The sequence below is a fragment of the Olsenella uli genome (genome assembly GCF_016900775.1).
In the GTDB taxonomy this organism is placed as follows: Bacteria; Actinomycetota; Coriobacteriia; order Coriobacteriales; family Atopobiaceae; genus Thermophilibacter; species Thermophilibacter uli_A.
Genome location: NZ_JACJKN010000002.1, coordinates 146,211 through 164,113 on the forward strand (window position 1 = coordinate 146,211; position 17,903 = coordinate 164,113).

The 17,903-nt window shown below is 70.7% G+C and carries 16 protein-coding genes; 10 read left to right on the forward strand and 6 right to left on the reverse strand.

Annotation, left to right across the window (positions count from 1 at the left end):
- Positions 1-227: 227 nt before the first annotated feature.
- From H6A23_RS02240 to H6A23_RS02250, 3 genes are read right to left on the reverse strand one after another with little or no spacing between them, the layout of a single operon-like run.
- Positions 228-938 (reverse strand): response regulator transcription factor, encoded by a 711-nt coding sequence (locus H6A23_RS02240; protein ID WP_204830575.1) that lies wholly within the window; start codon positions 936-938, stop codon positions 228-230.
- Positions 931-2,436 carry a sensor histidine kinase gene (locus H6A23_RS02245; protein ID WP_204830576.1) on the reverse strand — a complete coding sequence of 502 codons (1,506 nt, stop codon included), beginning with the start codon at positions 2,434-2,436 and terminating at the stop codon, positions 931-933. Before H6A23_RS02245 ends, H6A23_RS02240 begins: the two co-directional genes overlap by 8 nt.
- A 5-nt stretch (positions 2,437-2,441) precedes the next feature.
- Positions 2,442-5,369, reverse strand: a complete 2,928-nt coding sequence (locus H6A23_RS02250) for an insulinase family protein (RefSeq protein ID WP_204830577.1) — start codon at positions 5,367-5,369, stop codon at positions 2,442-2,444.
- Positions 5,370-5,662: 293 nt separating this feature from the next.
- Here H6A23_RS02250 and H6A23_RS02255 point away from each other — a divergent pair, with 293 nt between their 5' ends.
- Positions 5,663-6,586, forward strand: coding sequence for a DMT family transporter (locus H6A23_RS02255; RefSeq protein ID WP_353652995.1), 924 nt, complete (start codon positions 5,663-5,665; stop codon positions 6,584-6,586).
- 145 nt (positions 6,587-6,731) lie between these two features.
- Here H6A23_RS02255 and H6A23_RS02260 read toward each other — a convergent pair whose 3' ends face one another.
- Both H6A23_RS02260 and H6A23_RS02265 read right to left on the reverse strand, forming a co-directional pair.
- Positions 6,732-7,880: a coiled-coil domain-containing protein gene (locus tag H6A23_RS02260; protein ID WP_286165750.1), complete on the reverse strand. Its 1,149-nt coding sequence runs from the start codon at positions 7,878-7,880 to the stop codon at positions 6,732-6,734.
- Positions 7,881-8,125: 245 nt separating this feature from the next.
- On the reverse strand, positions 8,126-8,590 hold the full coding sequence (locus H6A23_RS02265) for a universal stress protein (RefSeq protein ID WP_204830579.1): 465 nt from the start codon (positions 8,588-8,590) through the stop codon (positions 8,126-8,128).
- Between the two features lie 185 nt (positions 8,591-8,775).
- On the opposite strand from H6A23_RS02265, the gene H6A23_RS02270 reads away from it, so the two are divergent.
- From H6A23_RS02270 to H6A23_RS02285, 4 genes are all read left to right on the forward strand, one after another.
- The gene (locus H6A23_RS02270; protein ID WP_204830580.1) at positions 8,776-9,705 is read left to right on the forward strand and encodes an undecaprenyl-diphosphate phosphatase; all 930 of its coding nucleotides are present in this window, start codon (positions 8,776-8,778) and stop codon (positions 9,703-9,705) included.
- 8 nt (positions 9,706-9,713) lie between these two features.
- Positions 9,714-11,213: a D-alanyl-D-alanine carboxypeptidase family protein gene (locus tag H6A23_RS02275; RefSeq protein ID WP_204830581.1), complete on the forward strand. Its 1,500-nt coding sequence runs from the start codon at positions 9,714-9,716 to the stop codon at positions 11,211-11,213.
- Between the two features lie 16 nt (positions 11,214-11,229).
- Positions 11,230-11,676 (forward strand): low molecular weight protein-tyrosine-phosphatase, encoded by a 447-nt coding sequence (locus H6A23_RS02280; RefSeq protein WP_204830582.1) that lies wholly within the window; start codon positions 11,230-11,232, stop codon positions 11,674-11,676.
- Between the two features lie 166 nt (positions 11,677-11,842).
- Positions 11,843-12,856: an alpha/beta hydrolase gene (locus tag H6A23_RS02285; protein ID WP_204830583.1), complete on the forward strand. Its 1,014-nt coding sequence runs from the start codon at positions 11,843-11,845 to the stop codon at positions 12,854-12,856.
- A 106-nt stretch (positions 12,857-12,962) separates the two neighbouring features.
- On the opposite strand, the gene H6A23_RS02290 is transcribed toward H6A23_RS02285, so the two are convergent.
- A complete protein-coding gene (locus H6A23_RS02290) occupies positions 12,963-14,105 on the reverse strand; it encodes an SLC13 family permease (protein WP_204830584.1) in 1,143 nt (380 codons plus the stop codon).
- Between the two features lie 341 nt (positions 14,106-14,446).
- On the opposite strand from H6A23_RS02290, the gene H6A23_RS02295 reads away from it, so the two are divergent.
- The 5 genes from H6A23_RS02295 (at position 14,447) to H6A23_RS02315 (ending at position 17,716) form a co-directional block, all read left to right on the forward strand.
- The gene (locus H6A23_RS02295) at positions 14,447-14,878 is read left to right on the forward strand and encodes a PTS sugar transporter subunit IIA (RefSeq protein ID WP_075278761.1); all 432 of its coding nucleotides are present in this window, start codon (positions 14,447-14,449) and stop codon (positions 14,876-14,878) included.
- A gap of 46 nt (positions 14,879-14,924) precedes the next feature.
- Positions 14,925-15,428, forward strand: a complete 504-nt coding sequence (locus H6A23_RS02300; RefSeq protein ID WP_075278760.1) for a PTS system mannose/fructose/N-acetylgalactosamine-transporter subunit IIB — start codon at positions 14,925-14,927, stop codon at positions 15,426-15,428.
- Between the two features lie 98 nt (positions 15,429-15,526).
- Complete coding sequence (locus H6A23_RS02305) at positions 15,527-16,390, forward strand: PTS mannose/fructose/sorbose/N-acetylgalactosamine transporter subunit IIC (protein ID WP_075278759.1); 864 nt, start codon at positions 15,527-15,529, stop codon at positions 16,388-16,390.
- The gene (locus tag H6A23_RS02310) at positions 16,390-17,241 is read left to right on the forward strand and encodes a PTS system mannose/fructose/sorbose family transporter subunit IID (protein ID WP_075278758.1); all 852 of its coding nucleotides are present in this window, start codon (positions 16,390-16,392) and stop codon (positions 17,239-17,241) included. The genes H6A23_RS02305 and H6A23_RS02310 overlap by 1 nt, the downstream gene beginning before the upstream one ends.
- A gap of 100 nt (positions 17,242-17,341) precedes the next feature.
- Positions 17,342-17,716, forward strand: a complete 375-nt coding sequence (locus tag H6A23_RS02315) for a hypothetical protein (RefSeq protein ID WP_204830585.1) — start codon at positions 17,342-17,344, stop codon at positions 17,714-17,716.
- Positions 17,717-17,903 lie beyond the last annotated feature (187 nt).

Sequence of the window (17,903 nt, forward strand, 5' to 3'; positions counted from 1 at the left end):
TGCTGTCGTACGCGGCTAGGGTAGGTCAGCGCGAGCCGGCCGTCCGCGACGGGCGGGCATGTGGTCAAAATGTCACGCTATGGGCATAAAGACCCTGTTAAGAAGGGGTGAAATGGTATAAAGACCGCATTAACGCCGCAGGTGGGCGGCCTGACAGGGGCGACCGGGTCAACTGTCATGAAGGGTTCATGACAGTTGACCCGGTCACCTTTGTCAGGTCGCCTTTGTCAGGCCTGCCGGAGCAGGCGGTAGCCCACGCCCACGTGGGTCTGGATGAGGCCGTCCGCCCCGGCGCGGGCGAGCTTCTTGCGCAGGGACGCCATGAGCACGCGAAGCGACGCGAGGTCCCCCACCTGCCCCTCGCCCCAGGCGCGCTCGAGCAGGTACTGGTGGGTGAGGACCTTGTCGGCGTTTTGGGAGAGCAGGACGAGCAGCCGGTATTCCATGGGCGTGAGGCGAAGCTCCTCCCCGAGCACGCGGGCGATCCCGGCCGCGTAGTCGATCACGAGCGCGCCGTCCTCGAAGGTGGACGACCCGGGCGCTCCGGGCCCGTGGCTCGCGCGGCGCAGCGCCACCCGCACGCGGGCGAGAAGCTCCCCCACCGAGAAGGGCTTCACGAGGTAGTCGTCCGCGCCGGCGTCGAGCGCGCCGATCTTGTCGGCGTCCTCCGCGCGCGCGGAGACCACGATGATCGGGAGGCTCTGGGACCAGGTGCGCACCCGCCGGACGACCTCGATACCGTCCGCGTCCGGCAGGCCCAGGTCAAGCAGGATGACCCGGGGGGAGAGCTCGGCCGCGCGCGAGATGGCCTCCGCGGCCGTCCCGGCCACGGCCACCTGGGCCCCGCGCGACTCGAGCGCGGTGCGGACGAGGTTTGCGATCGCGGGGTCGTCCTCCACGACGAGGACGAGCGCGGGTCCGTGCGAGGCGTCAGACATCGGGAACCTCCTCGGCGGGAAGGGAGAGGACAAAGACGGAGCCGTGGGGCGTGCGGTCGCGGACGCAGATGCCGCCCCCGTGGGCCCGCGCAACGGCGCGGCAGACGGAGAGGCCAAGACCCACGCTGCGGGTGCCGTCGGGCAGCGTGCCCGACCCGCTGTGGAAGGCCTCGAAGATGAGGTCCTTCTCGGAATCCGGGATGCCCGGTCCGTCGTCCGCCACGCAGAGCTCGACGCTCGCGCCCGAGCGCGCGGCGAAGACCGTGACGGCGCACCCGGCCGGCGTGTGCGCCACGGCGTTGTTGACCAGGTTCACGAGCGCCTGCACCACGAGCGACGGGTCGGCGCGCACGAGCAGGGGGGCGGCCGGCGGCTCAAAGCGCACGGGGTGCGCGGGGTCGGCCACGGCGTGCCGCAGGGCCTCCTCGACGAGGTCGTCCACGAGCTCCACGTCCGCGAGCGGGCTCACCCCTCCCTCCTCGAGGCGCGTGACCGTGAGGAGGTTCTCCACGGTGCCGCGCAGCCAGCGGGCGTCGTCCCGGATCGCGGCGAGCAGGCGCCCGCGCGCCGCGCCGTCGAGCGCGTCTCCCGCCTCCAAAAGGACGTCCGCGGTGCCCGCAATCGAGGTGAGCGGCGTGCGCAGGTCGTGCGAGATGGAGCGCAGCAGGTCGGCGCGGGTCTTCTGGTCGCGGGCGCGCACCGCCTCCTCCTCGCGCTGCTCGAGGGCGTCCACGCGGTCGAGCGCAAGGGCCACGAGCCCGCAGACGGAGCCCCAGAGGTCCCGCTCCTCCGCGGAGAGGCCGGCGGCGGGGATGACCCCCGCCACGCCGTGCGGGCGTCCCGCGGGGCCGACGGGCCGGTAGAGCCCGGCGGCCGAGCCAAAGGCCCGCGTCCCGGACCCGGCGGGGGCGCCGTTCGCGAGCGCGCGCAGCGCGACCGTGCCCTCCTCCACGACCGACGAGCCGTCTGCCGAGAAGAACGCGGGCTCGCCGAGCGCCCGCCCGCCACCGGCCGGGTACCAGGCGAGCGAGCGGCCGAGCGTCCCGGCGGCGGTGGCGGCCATGGCGGCGATGACGTCCGCCTGCGTGGTGCAGTCCTGGAGGCGCTGGGAGAGGTCCAGCAGCGCCTGCGTGCGCTCGCGGGCCGCCTCGGCCGCTCGCGCCTGGAGGCGCAGGCGCGCGGCGAGGTGCCCCGCCACGAGCGCCACGGCGAACATCACGACGAAGGTCCCTGGCATGGCGGGGTCGAGCGCCGCGAGGGAGAGCGTGGGCGCGGCGAAGAAGAAGTTGAAGGCGAGGACGGCCAGCGCGGAGGCGACGAGGCACCACGGCCCGCCCGGCGTGGCGAGCGCCACGCCGATGACGGCGAGCACGTAGACGACCACGACCGCGGCCTCCTGGAGGCCCGCCGCGCGCAGCGCCGCGCCCACGAGCGTGGCGAGCGCGAGCAGGCCCGCGGTCGCGAGGAGCGAGGCGAGGGGGCCGTCCCTCCGCAGCACGGGGGTCACTCGCTCACGAGCTCGGTGATCTGGAGGTCGAGCCCGCTCGCCTCGAGGGCCTCGCGCCCGCCGAAGACGCACACGCCGCGCGGCGCGCCCTCGTCCGCGAGGGCGGCGGCAAGCGAGCGGATGTCCTCGGCCGTGGCGGAGAGCTCCTGCGCGCGCACCTCGTCGCGCCAGCCGGCCGGCCGGCCGTCGAAGCGCGCCACGTCCTGGCGCCGCGCGAGCTGGCGCGGCTTCACCGGGGCGTCGTGCGCGGCGACGGTGGCCACCACGTAGCCGTCCATCTCCTCGGGCGTGGGCTCCCAGCCGGCGAGCCACGCGGCCGCCGCGTCGTAGCGGGAGAGCGTGGCGTCCACGGACGGGTCGCGGAACGACCAGAAGAGCGTGAGGCCCTCCGTCGAGCGCTTGAACCCGCAGCCGTAGGCGCCGCCCTTCACGCGGACCTCGTTCCAGAGGTAGTCGTAGGAGAGGGCGCGCGCGGCGACGGCCCACTGACCCGGCGTGCCGGCGTCGGCGGCGGAGCGGCCGGCCACCCGCGCCACGTAGCACACGGGCGAGGGGATGACGAAGCCCTCGTTTCTCGGCTCGGGGGCGGGAATCTCAAGGGCATGCGCCACGTCGCCCGCCCGCGTGAGGCCGAGCGTCCCGCCCGCCTCCCAGAAGCGCGCGCGGTCGGCGGCCGGGCCCGTGAAGCTCACGGTCACCTCGTCGGCGGTGAAGACGCGCGCCGCCAGCGCCGAGAGGCGCCCCGGCAGCTCGGGCGAGAGCTCGTCCCAGCGGGCGAGGAGGTCGCGCAGGAAGAGGTAGTAGTCCAGCCCGCCCATCCGGCTCGACGCCACGGCGGCCGCCGAGAAGTACGTGTTGGCGCGCTGGCTCGCCGCGGCGTGCCCCGAGCTCACGAAGTACTGCTCGAGGGCCACCTTGCGCTGCGTGAGGATGTCGCGGATGCGCCCGAGGTCCTCGAAGCTCGTCTCGCCCCAGACCTCCGAGGGGAGCGTGGCGAGCGCCCCCGCCTTCTCGGAGAGCGCCGAGGCGCCCACCACGAGGCGCGGGGCGGCAAAGGCGAGGTCGTCGTCGCGCGTGGCGGTCTCGCAGAAGAAGTCGAGGCTCCCGAGGTTCGTCTCCACGAGGGTGTCGAGGTCGGAGGCCGTGTGGCGCGCCGTGTCGAGCCGGCCCAGGAGGTCGGTGAGCACGCCCGCCCAGGAGAGCTCCTCCAGGGGGAGGCGGCGCAGGTCAAAGTAGTGATAGACGTAGTCGATGCCGTGGGTGTCCAGCTCGTGGGCCACGCAGGGCAGGGGCGCCTCCACCTCGAGCGGGGCGGGCTCGGGCTCGGGCGGCTCGATGTCGGCGGGCGTGAGCTGCGGGAGCGTGGCGAGCGCCTCGGGCGCGTCCGGCGCCTCCTGCTCGGCGCGCAGTGCCGCGACCTCCGCGCGAACGGCCTCCAGGTCCTTCTCGCCCATCTGCGCGCGCAGGCGCGCGAGCTCCGCGGCCTCCTCCGCGTCGTCGCCCTCCTCCACGGGGACGAGCTCGACCTCGGCGGAGTGCGCGCTCTCGCAGACGAGCTCGCGCAGGAGCCGCTCGAAGTAGCCCTCGTCGAGCCCGCGCTTGAGCTCGGCGAGCGCGTCCTCGTAGCGCAGGTAGTCGAGGGCGCGACCGTCGTCGTAGAGCCAGCCGGAGAGCGCGGCTACGGAGAGGGCCACGCCGTCGGGGTAGCCCCCGAAGTCGCCCTCGCGCAGGTTGAACTCCGCCTGGGCGAGCGAGGCCTCGAGCTTGTCGCGCGGGATGCCGCCCTCCGCGAGCTCGGCGCACGTCTCCTCCACGAGCGCGCGGAACCTCTCGCCCGCGCCCTCGCGCAGGCCCCGCAGGATGAGGAGGGCGTGCGGCTGGAGCACGCCGTCCACGAGGATGGCGGAGAAGTCGTCGGCGAGCCCGGCGTCGAGCACCCGCCGCTTGAGCGGCGCCTCGTTGGAGCCGCAGAGCGCGTCGAGCAGGATGTCCGCGGCAAGCACGCGCGTGCGCTCCGCCGCGGTGCCCACGACGTAGGCGAGCCCGACCGAGGAGTTGGAGGGGGCGGTCGCCATCTCGAGGGTTGTGCGCTCGGCGTGCACCGGGCGCTGGAGCTCGAGTGGGTTGGGCGCGCCGGCGCCCCGGCCCTCGGCCTCGCGGAAGCGCTCGTCGATGAAGGCGAGCTCGCGGTCTATGTCGAGGTCGCCGTAGAGCACCGTGTAGCTGTTGGGCAGCGCGTAGTGGCGCGCGTGGGCGTCGAGGAAGGCCTCGTAGGTGAGCGAGGGGATGGCGCGCGGGTTGCCGCCGGACTCGCGCCCGTAGCACGTGTCGGGGAAGAGCGAGCGGCCGATGGCCTGGTAGAGGGCATCGTCGGGATCGGAGAGCGCGCCCTTCATCTCGTTGAAGACCACGCCGTTGTAGCTGAGCGTGCCGTCGTCTGCCGCCTCGAGGTGCCAGCCCTCCTGCTCGAAGATGCGCGGACGCCGGTAGATGGCCGGGTGCAGCACCGCGTCCAGGTAGACGCCCATGAGGTTCTCGAGGTCGGCCACGTTGGTTGAGGCCACGGGGTAGACCGTCTTGTCGGGGAAGGTCATGGCGTTGAGGAAGGTCTGCATGCTCGTCTTGAGCAGGTTGACGAAGGGCTCCTTCACCGGGTAGCGCTCCGACCCGCAGAGCACCGAGTGCTCGATGATGTGGAAGACGCCCGTGTCGTCCGCCGGCGGCGTCCTGAAGCCGATGGCAAAGGCGCGGTTCACGTCCGCGCAGGCGAGCCAGAGCGCGCGGGCGCCGGTGGCGTCGTGGCGCATGAGGTAGGCCTGGCCGGAGATCTCCGGCAGCGCCTCCACGCCGGTGACGGTGAAGCCCGCGTGGTGGGTGCCGACGCCGAGCGCGGGGTCTGCGGCGTGAAAGTCCTTCTCGCTCATGGGTTCCTCCCTTGTCGCTTTCTCACAGCTGAGCATAGCGCAGGACGCCGCCCGGCGGGTGCCGCGGAGACCGTCGCCAGGGCCCCGCGCGGCGATCCTGCGGGGGCCTGGCGACGCTTTTCTCGGCGGGAGCGTCGCCGGGGCCCCGCACGGGTGCCCTGCGGGGGTCCGGCGACGGTTCTGCCCCGGGGCGGGGCCCGGAAGGCGCCGGCGCGAGACGACCGGATTTGATGCGCGGGGCGGGACCGGAAGATGGTAGGCTATCGCGGGCCGTTTTGAGCAGGGGAGGGCGCGTGGCCGAGAAGAACCAGCTGTCAGAGAGGGACCTCGAGCGCCGCCGGCGCGTGCGCCGGGGCATCGTGGCGACGCTCGTGGGAGGGACCTTCTGGGGCCTCAACGGCACCGTCTCCAAGTGGCTCATGGACGCCTACGCCATCGACCCGCTCTGGCTCGTCTGCGTGCGCGAGCTCGCGGCGTGCTGGCTCTTCCTCGCGGCCGCGGCCGCCACCTCCCGCGGGCGCGAGCAGCTCGCGGGCGTGTGGCGCCACCCGCGCGACCTCGCCGCCATCCTGGGCGTGAGCCTGGGGGCCATCCTCTTCTCGCAGGTGGCCTACCTCGAGGCCATCGACTGGACCAACTCCGCCACCGCCACGATCATGCAGAGCCTGGGCATGGTGCTCGTGCTCGCGTTCGTGTGCGCGAGCACGCGCCGCCGCCCCCGCCGCCGCGAGGCGCTCGGCGTGGCGCTCGCCCTCGTGGGGACCTATCTCGTGGCCACGGGCGGCAACCCCGGCTCGCTGAGCCTGCCGCCCGAGGGGCTCTTCTGGGGGCTTGCCTGCGCCGCCGCGGCGGCGTGCCTGTCCATCCTGCCGGCGCGCCCGATGGCGCGCTGGGGCAACTTCACGGTCAACGGCCTCGCGTTTCTCGCCTCCGGGGTCATCCTCTCCGTGGCGTATCGGCCCTGGGAGCACATGCCGCAGCTCGACGCGCTCGCGGTGGCGGTGCTCGTGGGCTGCGTCGTGGTGGGGACCTTTGGCGCCTATGCGCTCTACCTGCAGGGCGTGAAGGACGCCGGCTCCATGCGCGCGAGCCTGCTCGGGACCATCGAGCCGGTCACGGCGACGCTGGCCACGGTCGCGTGGCTGGGCACGTCCTTCTCGCCCGCGGAGATCGTGGGCTTTGGCCTCATCATCGCGATGGTGTACCTCACGGCGTAGCGCCACCGGCGTTGCCTGTGCCCTCCGTCACGAGCATGCCCCCGCGCACAGATTCCAGGCCCGAAGGGCGGGTTCCGTGCGCGGGGGGCATGCTGAGCCGCTCCGCGTATGGCGAGAAGGACGGGCGGGTCGCTGCGGCGGACCGCTAGATCCGCTCCATGTTGGCGAGGACGCCCGCGTACCAGAAGTCGGCGTTGGGCGGGCAGTACTTCTGGGCGCCGGCGTAGGTGAGCTGGCCGCCGTAGCCGATGGCGAGGCCCTCCACGTGATCCCAGATGGCCTCCTCCCAGCTGTCCCAGCTCGAGCTGCCCCAGCCCCAGGCGTTGTGGGGCAGGAAGCAGTAGCGGCCCTGGGTGCTCTCGATCATGGAGATGGCGGGGGAGAGGCGCGGGTCCACGCCGAACTCCCAGGCGGCCTCGGCGAACGTGGTGCCCTGGCCGGCGAGCGGGGACCCCGCGAGATAGGCGTCGATGCGGGCGGACCACTCGGCGACGAAGGCCTGCTTGTCGCTGCTCCAGTCGACGTTGCCCGGGTCGGGGGAGGAGGGCACCTCGACGGGCGCCTCGGTCCCAGACTCGGTGGTGAAGGTCACGTCCTGCTGCTCCTGCTGAGCCTCTGCCTCGGCCTGCGCCTGCTCGGCGGCGCGGGCGGCGGCCTCCTCCGCGGCGCGCTGGGCGGCCTCGATCGCGGCGCGGCGCTCGGCCTCCTCGGCGGCGGCCTGCGCGGCGATCTGCGCCTCGAGCTCGGCGCGGGCGGCGTTGGCCTGCTCGAGCGCCTCCTCGGCGCGCTGCTGCTCCTGCTCGGCCTCCTCCATCTGGGAGTTGAGCGAGAAGCGCGCCTGCTCGAGCTCCTCCATGGAGGCCTCGAGCTCGGCGATCGCCTCGCTGTTGCTCGACTGGATGACGTCGAGGTACTGGATGGTGGAGAGCAGCTCGTAGAAGTCGTCGGCGGAGAGGAGCAGGTCGATCAGGCTGCCGGAGCCCTGCTGCATCTTGTAGAGGGAGCGCAGGGACTGCTCGGCGCGCTCCTGCTGCGCGGGCAGCGTGGCCTCGAGCTCCGCGATGCGGGCCTCGTTGTCGCCAATCTGGCCCTGGAGCTCCTCCACGCGCGCCGTGGCGTCCTCGTAGGCCTGGTTGCCCTCCTGAATCTGCTGCTGGACGCCCTGGAGCTCGGTGGCCGCGTCGGCGCGGGCGGTGGCGGGCCACGTGGCGAGCGGGGCGACGAGGGCGGCGGTCAGCGCGCCGACGACGAGGGCGGTGCGGGCGTGGCGTTGGGTGTGCGACTCGGGCGACAAGGGCAGAAAACCCCCTCACTAGGGTCCCGCGTGGCGGGCTTCACAGTACAAAACGCTCCTATTTTACGGTGCGCTGACACATATCACCGAACCTTCATCACTTGCTTGAGGGTTTGGCCCGCGCATCCTGACAGAGACGACCTGACAAAGGTGACCGGGGCGTTTGTCAGGATTTGGGCGCGACATGGCTCGCCCCGCAGTTCGGGGGCCTGCGGGGCGAGGGAGGCGCGGCGTCAGGGGCCTGGCTACTTGATGACGAGGGTGTCGCACTCGGTGTTGCGCGTGAGGAAGGTGGAGATGGAGCCGAGGATGGCGTACTTGATCGAGGAGAGGCCGCGCGCGCCACAGATCACGAGGTCGGGGTTGATGACGTCGAGCATCTCGTCCTTGATCGTCTCGCGGATCCTGCCGGAGCGGACGATGACCTCGACCTTCTTGATGCTGGGGTTGGCCTCGGCGGCGCGCACCTTGGCCTCGATGGAGGCGCGGAACTCCTTCTCGAGCGAGGGCACGATGTCCACGGGGAAGGTGCCGGCCGCCTCGAGGGCCGTCGAGTCGATGACGTGGCCGATGTAGAGCTCCGCGTTGTCGTTCGCCGCGAGCAGGATGGCGCGGTCGAGCACCTTGTCCTGCTGGTCGGAGCCGTCCAGGGAGACGAAGATCCTGTCGTAGCCGAGGTCTTCATAGGTTTGGGCTGCGGTGTCGGCCATGGTGGCTCCTTTCCTCTTCCGCGGACTCTTCGCTGCGGGTTGCCTCTCTTATGCCCGATGTTCTGCCAGCGCGCGGTTCTTCTCGCCAAACGGCGTAGTTTTTCGGTGGCGGCCGCGTTGCGCGGCCCCGCCGGGCGCCCGCGGGCGAAAATAGGGCCGGTCCGAATCAGAGGGAAGGTTAAACCGTGGATCTTATCGAGCTCGTCAAGGCGGCGGTCTTTGGCTTCGTGGAGGGCGTGACCGAGTGGCTGCCCATCTCCTCGACCGGCCACATGCTGCTGCTCAACCAGTTCCTCACGCTGGACGTCTCGGAGGACTTCTGGAACATGTTCCTCGTGGTCATCCAGCTGGGCGCCATCCTCGCGGTCTGTGTGGTCTTCTTTGGGAAGCTGAACCCGTTCTCCCGGAAGAAGGACGCCCTCGAGCGCCGCGCCACCTGGGGGCTCTGGGCCAAGACGATCGTGGCCTGCCTGCCGGCGGCCGTCATCGGCATTCCCATCGACGACTGGATGGAGGCCAACCTGGGGAGCCCCTTCGTGATCGCCGCGGCGCTCATCGTCTACGGCGTCGCGTTCATCGTGATCGAGACCGTGCGCGAGCGCCGCGCCGCCGAGCTCGCCGCGCAGGGCCCGCGCGCCGGCAGGCACTTCGCCGCGCCGGAGCTCCCCGAAGGCGCCGGCGCCTCGGCCCTCGCGGACGCCGAGGCTCGCGTCCAGACCGTGGACGACATCGACTGGAAGACCGCCATGGGCATTGGCCTCTTCCAGGTGCTCTCCATCGTGCCTGGCACCTCGCGCTCCGGCTCCACGATCATCGGCGGCCTTCTGCTCGGCTGCTCGCGCACCGCGGTCGCGGAGTTCACGTTCTACCTCGCCATCCCGGTGATGTTCGGCGCGAGCGCGCTGCGCCTCGTGAAGTACTTCCTCGCCGGCAACATGTTCTCCGGCACGGAGGCGGCCGTGCTCGGCGTGGGCTGCGCCGTGGCCTTCGTGGTCTCCATCGCGGTTATCCGCTTCCTCATGGGCTTCGTGCGCCGGCACGACTTCAAACCCTTCGGCTGGTATCGCATCGTGCTCGGCGCGGCCGTGATCGCCTGGTTCGCGCTCGTGGGATAGGGGGGCGCATGAGGGAGGACCGCATGGCGAGAAGGACGCTCGCGCCCGCGCTGGCGCTCGCGTTCGCATTGGCCGTCGGCGTGGCGGGCGTGCCGCGCGCCGCCTGGGCGCAGGACGGCGCCGAGCCCGCGGCCACGTCCGCGGAGGCCCCGTCGACGGGGGCCGCGGCCGAGGCCCCGGCGGCCGACGCGCCGGCCTACGCCGCCGACGAGCCGCCCGCGCTCTCGTCCCCGGTTGCCCTGCTCGTGGACCGCGACACGGGCTACGTGCTCTTTGAGCAGGGGGCGGACGAGCAGCGCACCCCGGCCTCGATCACCAAGATCCTCACCGCGCTTCTCGTCCTCGAGAACATGGGCCTCGACGACGTGGTGACGGTCGAGGAGGGCGACTTCGAGCACGTGACCGTCGAGAGCACGACGGCGGGGCTCAAGGCCGGGGACGTGCTCACGGTGCGCGACCTCTTGGCCGGGCTGCTCCTGCCCTCCGGCAACGACGCGGCCTACGTGCTCGCCCGCGCGGTGGGCGGCGACTGGCAGACCTTCGTGGGGATGATGAACGAGCGCGCCGCCGAGCTGGGGTGCACCTCGACGCACTTCTCCGACCCGTGCGGCCTTGCCGAGGAGAACCACTACACCACGGCGCGCGACCTCGTGACCATCTTCGAGGCGGCGCTGGCCTACCCCGCGTTCCAGGAGATCGCGGGAAGCTCCACGTGGCAGATGCCCGCCACGGGGGACAACCCCGCGCGCACGATCACGACCACGGACCTACTGCTCGACCCCGAGAGCCCCGTCTACATGGGCGACGAGATCGTGGCGGGCAAGACCGGATTTACCTATGACGCCGGCAAGTGCCTCATCGTAGCCGCGCAGAGGGACGGCATGAACCTCGTGGGCGTGGTGCTCGGCGGCTCGGACGAGGAGGACGCCGACGGCGTGACGCCCAACTACTACGACATGCGCTCGCTGCTCGCGTGGGGCTTCGGCGCGTGGGAGACGGGCGAGGTCGTGTCCGTCGGGGACGTGGTCGCCTCCGCCGAGGTGACGCTCTCCTCCGACGGCGACGTGGTCGACGCGCGCTCGGACGATGCGATCGTCACGACGTTCCCCCGCGGGACGACGATCGCGGACCTCACGGTGGAGCCCTCCTGGGAGGGGGCGTTCCAGGCGCCCATCGAGGAGGGGGACGCCCTCGGGGAGGCCGCCATCTCGCTCGACGGCCGCGCCCTCGGCACGGTGGGCGTCTCCGCGGCGAGCGCGATGGAGCTCTCGCTCGTGGACTATGCCCTCTGGTGGGTGACGTCGGACCCCGTCCACATGGGCATCGTGGCGGGCGTCGTCGTGGCGGTCTTCGTGGTGATCGGGCTTGTCTCGGCCGCGGCGGGCAGGAGGCGCCGCCGGCACGAGCAGTTCACCATCGCGGTGGGCGAGCGGCGCACCATCACTCCCGGCCCGGGCGGCCAGCGCCTGAAGCCGCCCTCGGCAAAGAGCGGCAAGCACTTCAAGTGACGGGGCTGGAGGGGCCATGACCCGCATACTCTTCGTCTGCCACGGCAACATCTGCCGCTCGACGATGGCGCAGTTCGTGATGGAGGAGCTCGTCCGGCGCGCCGGGCGAGAGGGCGAGTTTCTCGTTGACTCCGCCGCGACGAGCTCGGAGGAGCTGGGGAACCCGCCGCACCGCGGGACGGTGGCCAAGCTGCGCGCGGAGGGCGTGCCCGTGGGTCGCCACCGCGCCCGGCGCGTGACCCGCGACGAGTATGCCGGCTGGGACCACATCATATATATGGATGCGGAGAACGCCCGGGGGCTCTCGCGCATTCTCGGCGGGGACCCGGACGGCAAGGTGAGCCGCCTGCTCGACTGGACCTCGCGGCCCGGCGACGTGGCCGACCCCTGGTACACCGGGGACTTTGACGCCACGTATCGTGACGTCCTGGAGGGCTGCGAGGCCCTGCTGGCCGCGTTGTAGGGGCTGAGGGGCGCGTAGGCGGAATCCCGATGCCGCATAACCCGACATTATTGCCGGTTTTCTCGCAGATTTGTCAGGTTGTGCGACCTTGTGATTCTACGAGTTGGGATGCAGTCGTCCGCAGGGGCCGTGCGGCGACTCGTGAAAGCGACGGGAGGGTGACGCAATGGCGGGATGTCGGGGCATGTCCGTGGTGCGCGGCCTTGCCGCCTCGGTGCTCGTGTCGAGGCTGCTGCCGGCCGTCCTGGGCCATCAGCCCGATGCGGGCCACGAGGAGCTGGGCCCATACCTGGGCGGCGGGGGAGACGCGCGCGTGCGCGAGATGTCCCCGGGCGTGAGCGCCCATGAGGGCGAGGTACTCGAGTGGGACCGCGCCGAGGAGGCCAGCCGCACGTGGCGCTGGCTCCAGGCGCAGCCGCGGGGCTTCGAGCGCGTGGAGGCCGTCTCGGACGACGGCACGCGGCTCGTGGGGCACGCCCTCGCGTGCCGCCCGGACTCGCCGCGCTGGCTCGTCTTCGTCCATGGCTACCACGACAACTGGCGCACCGGCCTCACCTATGCGCGCCGCTACGCGGAGGCCGGGTTCAACCTGCTCTTCGTGGACCTGCGCGCGCACGGCGAGTCCGGAGGCGAGTGGGTGGGCGCCGGCTGGCTCGACCGCCGCGACCTCGTGGCGTGGTGCCGCTGGGTGGTGGCCCGGGCGGGGGAGGGCGCGCGCGTGGCGCTCGCCGGCATCTCGATGGGGGCCGCCTCGTGCCTCATGGCCTGCGGCGAGAAGGACCTGCCGCCCCAGGTCCGCGCCTGCGTGGCGGACTCCGGCTACACGGACTTCTGGCGCACGGCGGAAAACGTCGTGGAGTCGGGCTCGCTCGGCACGCCCCCGGTCGCGGCGCACCCGCTCGTGGACGTGGCGCGCCGGAGGCTCATGAGGGAGCCGGGCGGTTATGACCTCCGGCTCGCGCGGCCGGTGGACGCGCTCGCGCGCACGCGGGTGCCGGTCCTGATCATCCATGGCGAGGCCGACCGCGTAGTGCCCGCCTACATGGCCCGCGAGCTCTCCGCGGCGGGCGGCGGACACCAGCTGGAGGTCTTTCCCGGCGCCGGCCACTGCTGTGCCGTCTTTGCCGACCCGGGGCGCTACTGGGGCTGCGTGCTCGAGTTCCTCGGGCGCTGGATGTAGCGTTGCCGCGCATTGATGACAAAGGTGTCAGGGTCGTTTGTCATGATTTTTCATGACAAACGACCCTGACACCTTTGTCATCACCATGCCGCGCGCCGGAGGGCGTCTACCCCAGAAGAACCGCCAGCCCCACGAGCGCCGCGAGGAACGCCACGTTCACGACCGTGAACCGCAGCAGGTACGCGCCCGCGGTGCCCGCCCCCTCGGCGATGACCTGCTTGTAGGAGATGAGGCTCGCCATCGACGCGATGAGCGTGCCCAGGCCCCCGATGTTGGTCCCCACGATGAGGGCGGGCCAGGCGGAGCTGAAGCCGGAGAGTAAAAGGGCCGCCGGTACGTTGGAGACCACCTGGCTCGCCGCAACGGAGGCGAGAAGCTCGTTTCCGGAAACGAGCGACGAGAGCAGGCTGTCCACCGCGCCCACGCGCCCGACGTTGCCCACGAAGACGAAGAACGCCACGAAGGTGAGCAGCAGCCCGTAGTCCACCTCGAGGAGGGCCCCTCGGTCCGCCACCAGCGCCACGGCCACCACGATGACGAGAAGCGCCGGCACGGGGAGCACGCGCGCGACGGCGAGCAGGCTCAGCAGGAAGAGCGCCGCCCAGGGGGCGACGGCGCGCCTGCGCACGCGGCCCGGCTCGAGCCCGTCCGCCGCGGGGAGATCGTGGTCGCCGCGGCGGACGGGCAGGCCGCGGCGGTGCGCGCCGTAGGCGAGGACGCAGGCCACGAGCAGCACGGCGGAGAGCAGCGCGTACGGGAGCATGAGCCCCACGAACTCGCCGACGCCCATTCCGGAGGCGGAGTAGAGGTAGAGGTTCTGCGGGTTGCCGATGGGCGTGAGCATGCTGCCGAGGTTTGCCGCGACCGTCATCATGACCACGGTGAAGACCGAGGCGTCGGCAATGCCGAGCATGCGCAGGACGAGCAGGGCAAACGGCACGAAGGCGATGAGGGAGACGTCGTTGGTGACGAGCATGCTCGCGAGGAAGGGGAGCAGGACGAGCCCCATCACGACGCTCGTGCCCGAGTGCAGGCGCGCCACGAGCGCGCGGCCTGCGGCCTGGAAGACCCCGGCGCGGGAGAGCCCCGCCATCGTGGCCATGAGGCAGAAGAGCAGCCCGAGCGTCCGGACGTCCACGTAGGCGAGGTAGCCGGCGTCGGGCGGCACGAGCGCGCAGGACGCGACGGCGAGCACAGCTGCCGCCGCGAGCACCGGGTCGCGGCGGACGAGTTCCAAGACCTGTGACATGGGATGACGCTCCTTCTATCAAGAATGCCCGGGACAGTGTACGCGATTTGGCTCGTCGGGGCCGCCCACCGGCAAATGCTGACAGAGGTGACCGGGGCGTTTGTCATGTTTTTCATGACAAACGCCCCGGTCACCTCTGTCAGCATTTGCCGGCATCCGCCGGCGGGGGCCTCGGTGATAGTTGCGCTCGGCAATAGTTGCTACCGTTAACCGATGAATAGTTACCGCTGACACCTATCTGATTGCTACCTTAATAGTTAATAACGACAATCAATTTCGACGGAAGGGGCCGGCGGGGGCGGAGGCCCGGGGCGTCCGGCCGAGGAGAGAGAGGAAGACACATGAGGTACCTGCTTCTGGTCAGCCACGGGACGTTTGCTCCGGGCCTGCACAGCGTGCTCGACATGCTGGTGGGCAAGCGCGAGGACATCCTGAGCTGCAGCCTGCGCGACGGCGAGGGCGCCGACGAGTACGTCTCCGAGCTGGAGAAGGTCGTCGCCCCCATCGCCGAGGACGACGAGGTCATCGTCATGGGCGACATCATCGGCGGGTCGCCCCTCACCAACGCGCTCAACGTGCTCGCCGGCCGCGGGCTTCTCGCCCGGACGCGCGCCTTCGGCGGCGTGAGCCTGCCGATGGCCCTCACCGCGGCCTTCGACCTCCAGGCGGACGACCCGGCCGCCCTCTGCGCCTCCGCGGTCTCCGAGGGCCAGGCGGCCATGCGCGAGGTCGAGCTCGACCTCGACGATGATGATGAGGACGAGGAGCTCTAGCAAGAAGCGCGGCGGGACGTCCGCCGCCTGAGAGAAGGAGAAGAACATGGCAGTTTCGTTTGTCCGCATCGACGACCGCATGATCCACGGCCAGACCGTCACCCGCTGGGCGGTCGAGTACCCCTGCGACGGCATCATCGCCGTCAACGACGCCGCGGCCACCAACTCGGTGCTCAAGAGCGCCTACAAGAGCGCCGCGCCGGACAAGAAGACCTTCGTCTGGACGATGGAGCACTTCAAGGAGAAGGCCCAGACCGTCCGCGACTCCAAGACCCGCTACTTCCTCATCACCAAGAACCCGGTGGACATGGCCGAGATCCTCGTGAACTTCGGCTTTGTGCCCGATGACGTCAAGACCGTCATCGTGGGCCCCTGCAACGACCGCCCCGGCACCACCAAGATCGGCAACAACCAGTCCATCACCCAGGAGGAGGCCGACGCCCTGGAGGCCATCTCCAAGAAGGGCTACACCGTGGACTTCCGCCTGATCCCCGACAAGGAGACGGGCACCTGGGACAAGTTCCGCGGCCAGTTCGGCTACACCGACTAGCCCCGCTTCGTGCACGACATCGGGCGCCCGCCCGGGAGGGCGCCCGGTGACAGGCTGCAAGAGCCCTTACGGGCCCACGCACTAGAAAGGTGGTACGTATGGTAATCAACGCGTTCCAGGCCGCATTGCTCGGACTGTTCGCCTGCCTGGCCTCGATGCCCGGCCTCGGCGGCACGTCCATCGGCAACTACACGCTCGGCCGCCCGCTCGTCGCCGGCCTTGTGGTCGGCATCATCCTGGGCGACATCACCGACGGCATCCTCGTCGGCATGGCCATCCAGGTGGTCTACATCGCCCTCGTCACCCCCGGCGGCACCGTCTCGGCCGACGTCCGCGCGGCCTGCTACATCGGCATCCCGCTCGCCCTCATCGCCGTCAAGGCCCAGGGGCTCGACGCCGGCAGCGCGGAGGCCGCAGCCCTCGCGACCTCGCTCGGCGCCACGTGCGGCACCCTCGGCGCCATCCTGTTCTACGGCACCGCGACGATCAACCTGGCCTGGCAGGCCATGGGCTGGAAGTGGCTCGAGAAGGGCGACACCCACAAGCTCTACCTCGTTGACATGGTCCTGCCCTGGATCTCCCACATCATCTGCTCCTTCCTGCCCACGTTCCTGCTCGTCTACTTTGGTGGCGACGCGGTGAACAACCTGCTGGCGAGCCTGCCCATGGACGGCATCCCCATGAAGACCCTGTTCGCCGTGGGCTCGCTCCTCCCCTGCGTCGGTATCGCCATCCTGCTCAAGCAGGTCATCACCAAGGCCACCGACTTCCTGCCGTTCTTCTTCGGCTTCACGCTCGCCGCGGTCATGGGCTGCAACCTCATCGCCGCCTCCGCGATCGCCTGCTTCTTCGCGCTCATCAACTACGAGATCACCACGCTGCGCCTGAAGGTCGAGCGCGTGGGCGCCGCAGGTGCGCTCAGCGCCTCCACCATTGACGACGAGGATGAGGAGGACATCTAATGGCAGAGAACACCGTCACCGCCAAGGACGGCCGCAAGGTCTCCAAGAAGGCCCTCGCCAAGTCCTTCCGCAACTGGTACTACGGCAACCTCACGTGCTTCTCGCAGGAGCACATGCAGACCTTCGGCTACCTGGTCTCCATGCTGCCGATCGTCGAGGACCTCTACGACAACAAGGACGACCAGACCAAGGCCCTCCAGACCTACTCCGCGTTCTTCAACACCGAGCCGCAGATCGGCACCATGATCGTCGGCGTCACCGTGGGCCTCGAGGAGGCGCGCGCCAACGGCCAGCCCGTCGACGACGACACCATCAACGGCATTCGCGCCGGCCTCATGGGCCCGCTCGCCGGCATCGGCGACTCCCTGATCGTGGGCACGCTGATCCCGATCCTGCTCGGCATCGCCATGGGCCTCTCCGAGGGCGGCTCCGTGCTCGGCCCGATCTTCTACATCGTGGTCTGGAACCTGCTCGCCTACTTCGGCATGCGCTTCGCCTACTACCAGGGCTACAAGCTCGGCGGCGACGCCGTGGAGGCCCTCGTGGGCCCCAACGCCCAGGCCCTGCGCGAGGCCATCGTGATGGTCGGCACGATCGTCATCGGCGCGGTCGACGCCACGTGGGTCTCCATCACCACGGCCCTCACGCTCCCGGGCGGCGGAACCCTGCAGGGCACGCTCGACGGCATCTACCCCAAGCTCCTGCCGCTGATCTTCACGGTCTTCTGCTGGTGGCTCATGGCCAAGAAGAAGGTCAGCCCCATCATCACGATGCTGATCCTGCTTGCCATCGCCTTCATCGGCGCGTGCTGCGGCTTCTTCGGTGCCGCCACGATCGCCACGGCCGCGTAAGGCCCGCGCGACCGCACGCAAGATAGTTTCCCTCCTTCAAAGCCCGGGCCGCGGAATCTCCCCTGCGGCCCGGGCGCGTCTCTAGAGATGAGGAACCCTCATGGCACTCGACACCTCCAACTGGACCCGCGACGACCTCATCCGCGAGGCCAGGCTCCAGACCGACGCCATCCAGCGCCTGAACGTGTGGCTGCGCATCGGCTACTCGCTCGTCGCCGCCGGCTTCATCGTCGGCTACTGGGGCTTCTATGGCGGAGGAGGGACGGGCTTCGGCGTGCTGGGCGTTGCCCTTCTCGTCGTGGGGGCGCTCGTCTCGGTGGTCCTCAAGGTGGGGACGACCAACGCCAAGAAGAACGTGAGGAACATCCTTGCGGCTGCCGGCGTGGACCTCGACGAGTGGGCGCGCGAGCACGGGAGGGGCAAGGGCGGCGAGAAGAACGCGAAAGGCGAGAAGAACAGCGGGAAGGCCAGGTAACCACGGCGGTTGTTGCCTGGCCCACTAATTTGGCGAAACACTGGAAAGGAGATGCTTGACATGGATTCAGCAATGCGGCCCGCACGGTTGGCGGTGATTCTGGGGACGGTCTGTGCCCTAGGCGCCGGCGCACCGGCGATCGCCCTTGCGGCGGAGTCTCCGGCTCCCATCGTTGCGCGGCAGGATG

What these genes read in the sequence shown, in the direction of transcription:
- H6A23_RS02290 (WP_204830584.1), bottom strand. Translation starts at nt 14,105, where the DNA reads ATGTCACAGGTCTTGGAACTCGTCCGCCGCGACCCGGTGCTCGCGGCG.
- H6A23_RS02240 (WP_204830575.1), bottom strand. Translation starts at nt 938, where the DNA reads ATGTCTGACGCCTCGCACGGACCCGCGCTCGTCCTCGTCGTGGAGGAC.
- H6A23_RS02305 (WP_075278759.1), top strand. Translation starts at nt 15,527, where the DNA reads ATGGTAATCAACGCGTTCCAGGCCGCATTGCTCGGACTGTTCGCCTGC.
- H6A23_RS02265 (WP_204830579.1), bottom strand. Translation starts at nt 8,590, where the DNA reads ATGGCCGACACCGCAGCCCAAACCTATGAAGACCTCGGCTACGACAGG.
- H6A23_RS02250 (WP_204830577.1), bottom strand. Translation starts at nt 5,369, where the DNA reads ATGAGCGAGAAGGACTTTCACGCCGCAGACCCCGCGCTCGGCGTCGGC.
- H6A23_RS02295 (WP_075278761.1), top strand. Translation starts at nt 14,447, where the DNA reads ATGAGGTACCTGCTTCTGGTCAGCCACGGGACGTTTGCTCCGGGCCTG.
- H6A23_RS02285 (WP_204830583.1), top strand. Translation starts at nt 11,843, where the DNA reads ATGGCGGGATGTCGGGGCATGTCCGTGGTGCGCGGCCTTGCCGCCTCG.
- H6A23_RS02300 (WP_075278760.1), top strand. Translation starts at nt 14,925, where the DNA reads ATGGCAGTTTCGTTTGTCCGCATCGACGACCGCATGATCCACGGCCAG.
- H6A23_RS02275 (WP_204830581.1), top strand. Translation starts at nt 9,714, where the DNA reads ATGAGGGAGGACCGCATGGCGAGAAGGACGCTCGCGCCCGCGCTGGCG.
- H6A23_RS02310 (WP_075278758.1), top strand. Translation starts at nt 16,390, where the DNA reads ATGGCAGAGAACACCGTCACCGCCAAGGACGGCCGCAAGGTCTCCAAG.
- H6A23_RS02280 (WP_204830582.1), top strand. Translation starts at nt 11,230, where the DNA reads ATGACCCGCATACTCTTCGTCTGCCACGGCAACATCTGCCGCTCGACG.
- H6A23_RS02315 (WP_204830585.1), top strand. Translation starts at nt 17,342, where the DNA reads ATGGCACTCGACACCTCCAACTGGACCCGCGACGACCTCATCCGCGAG.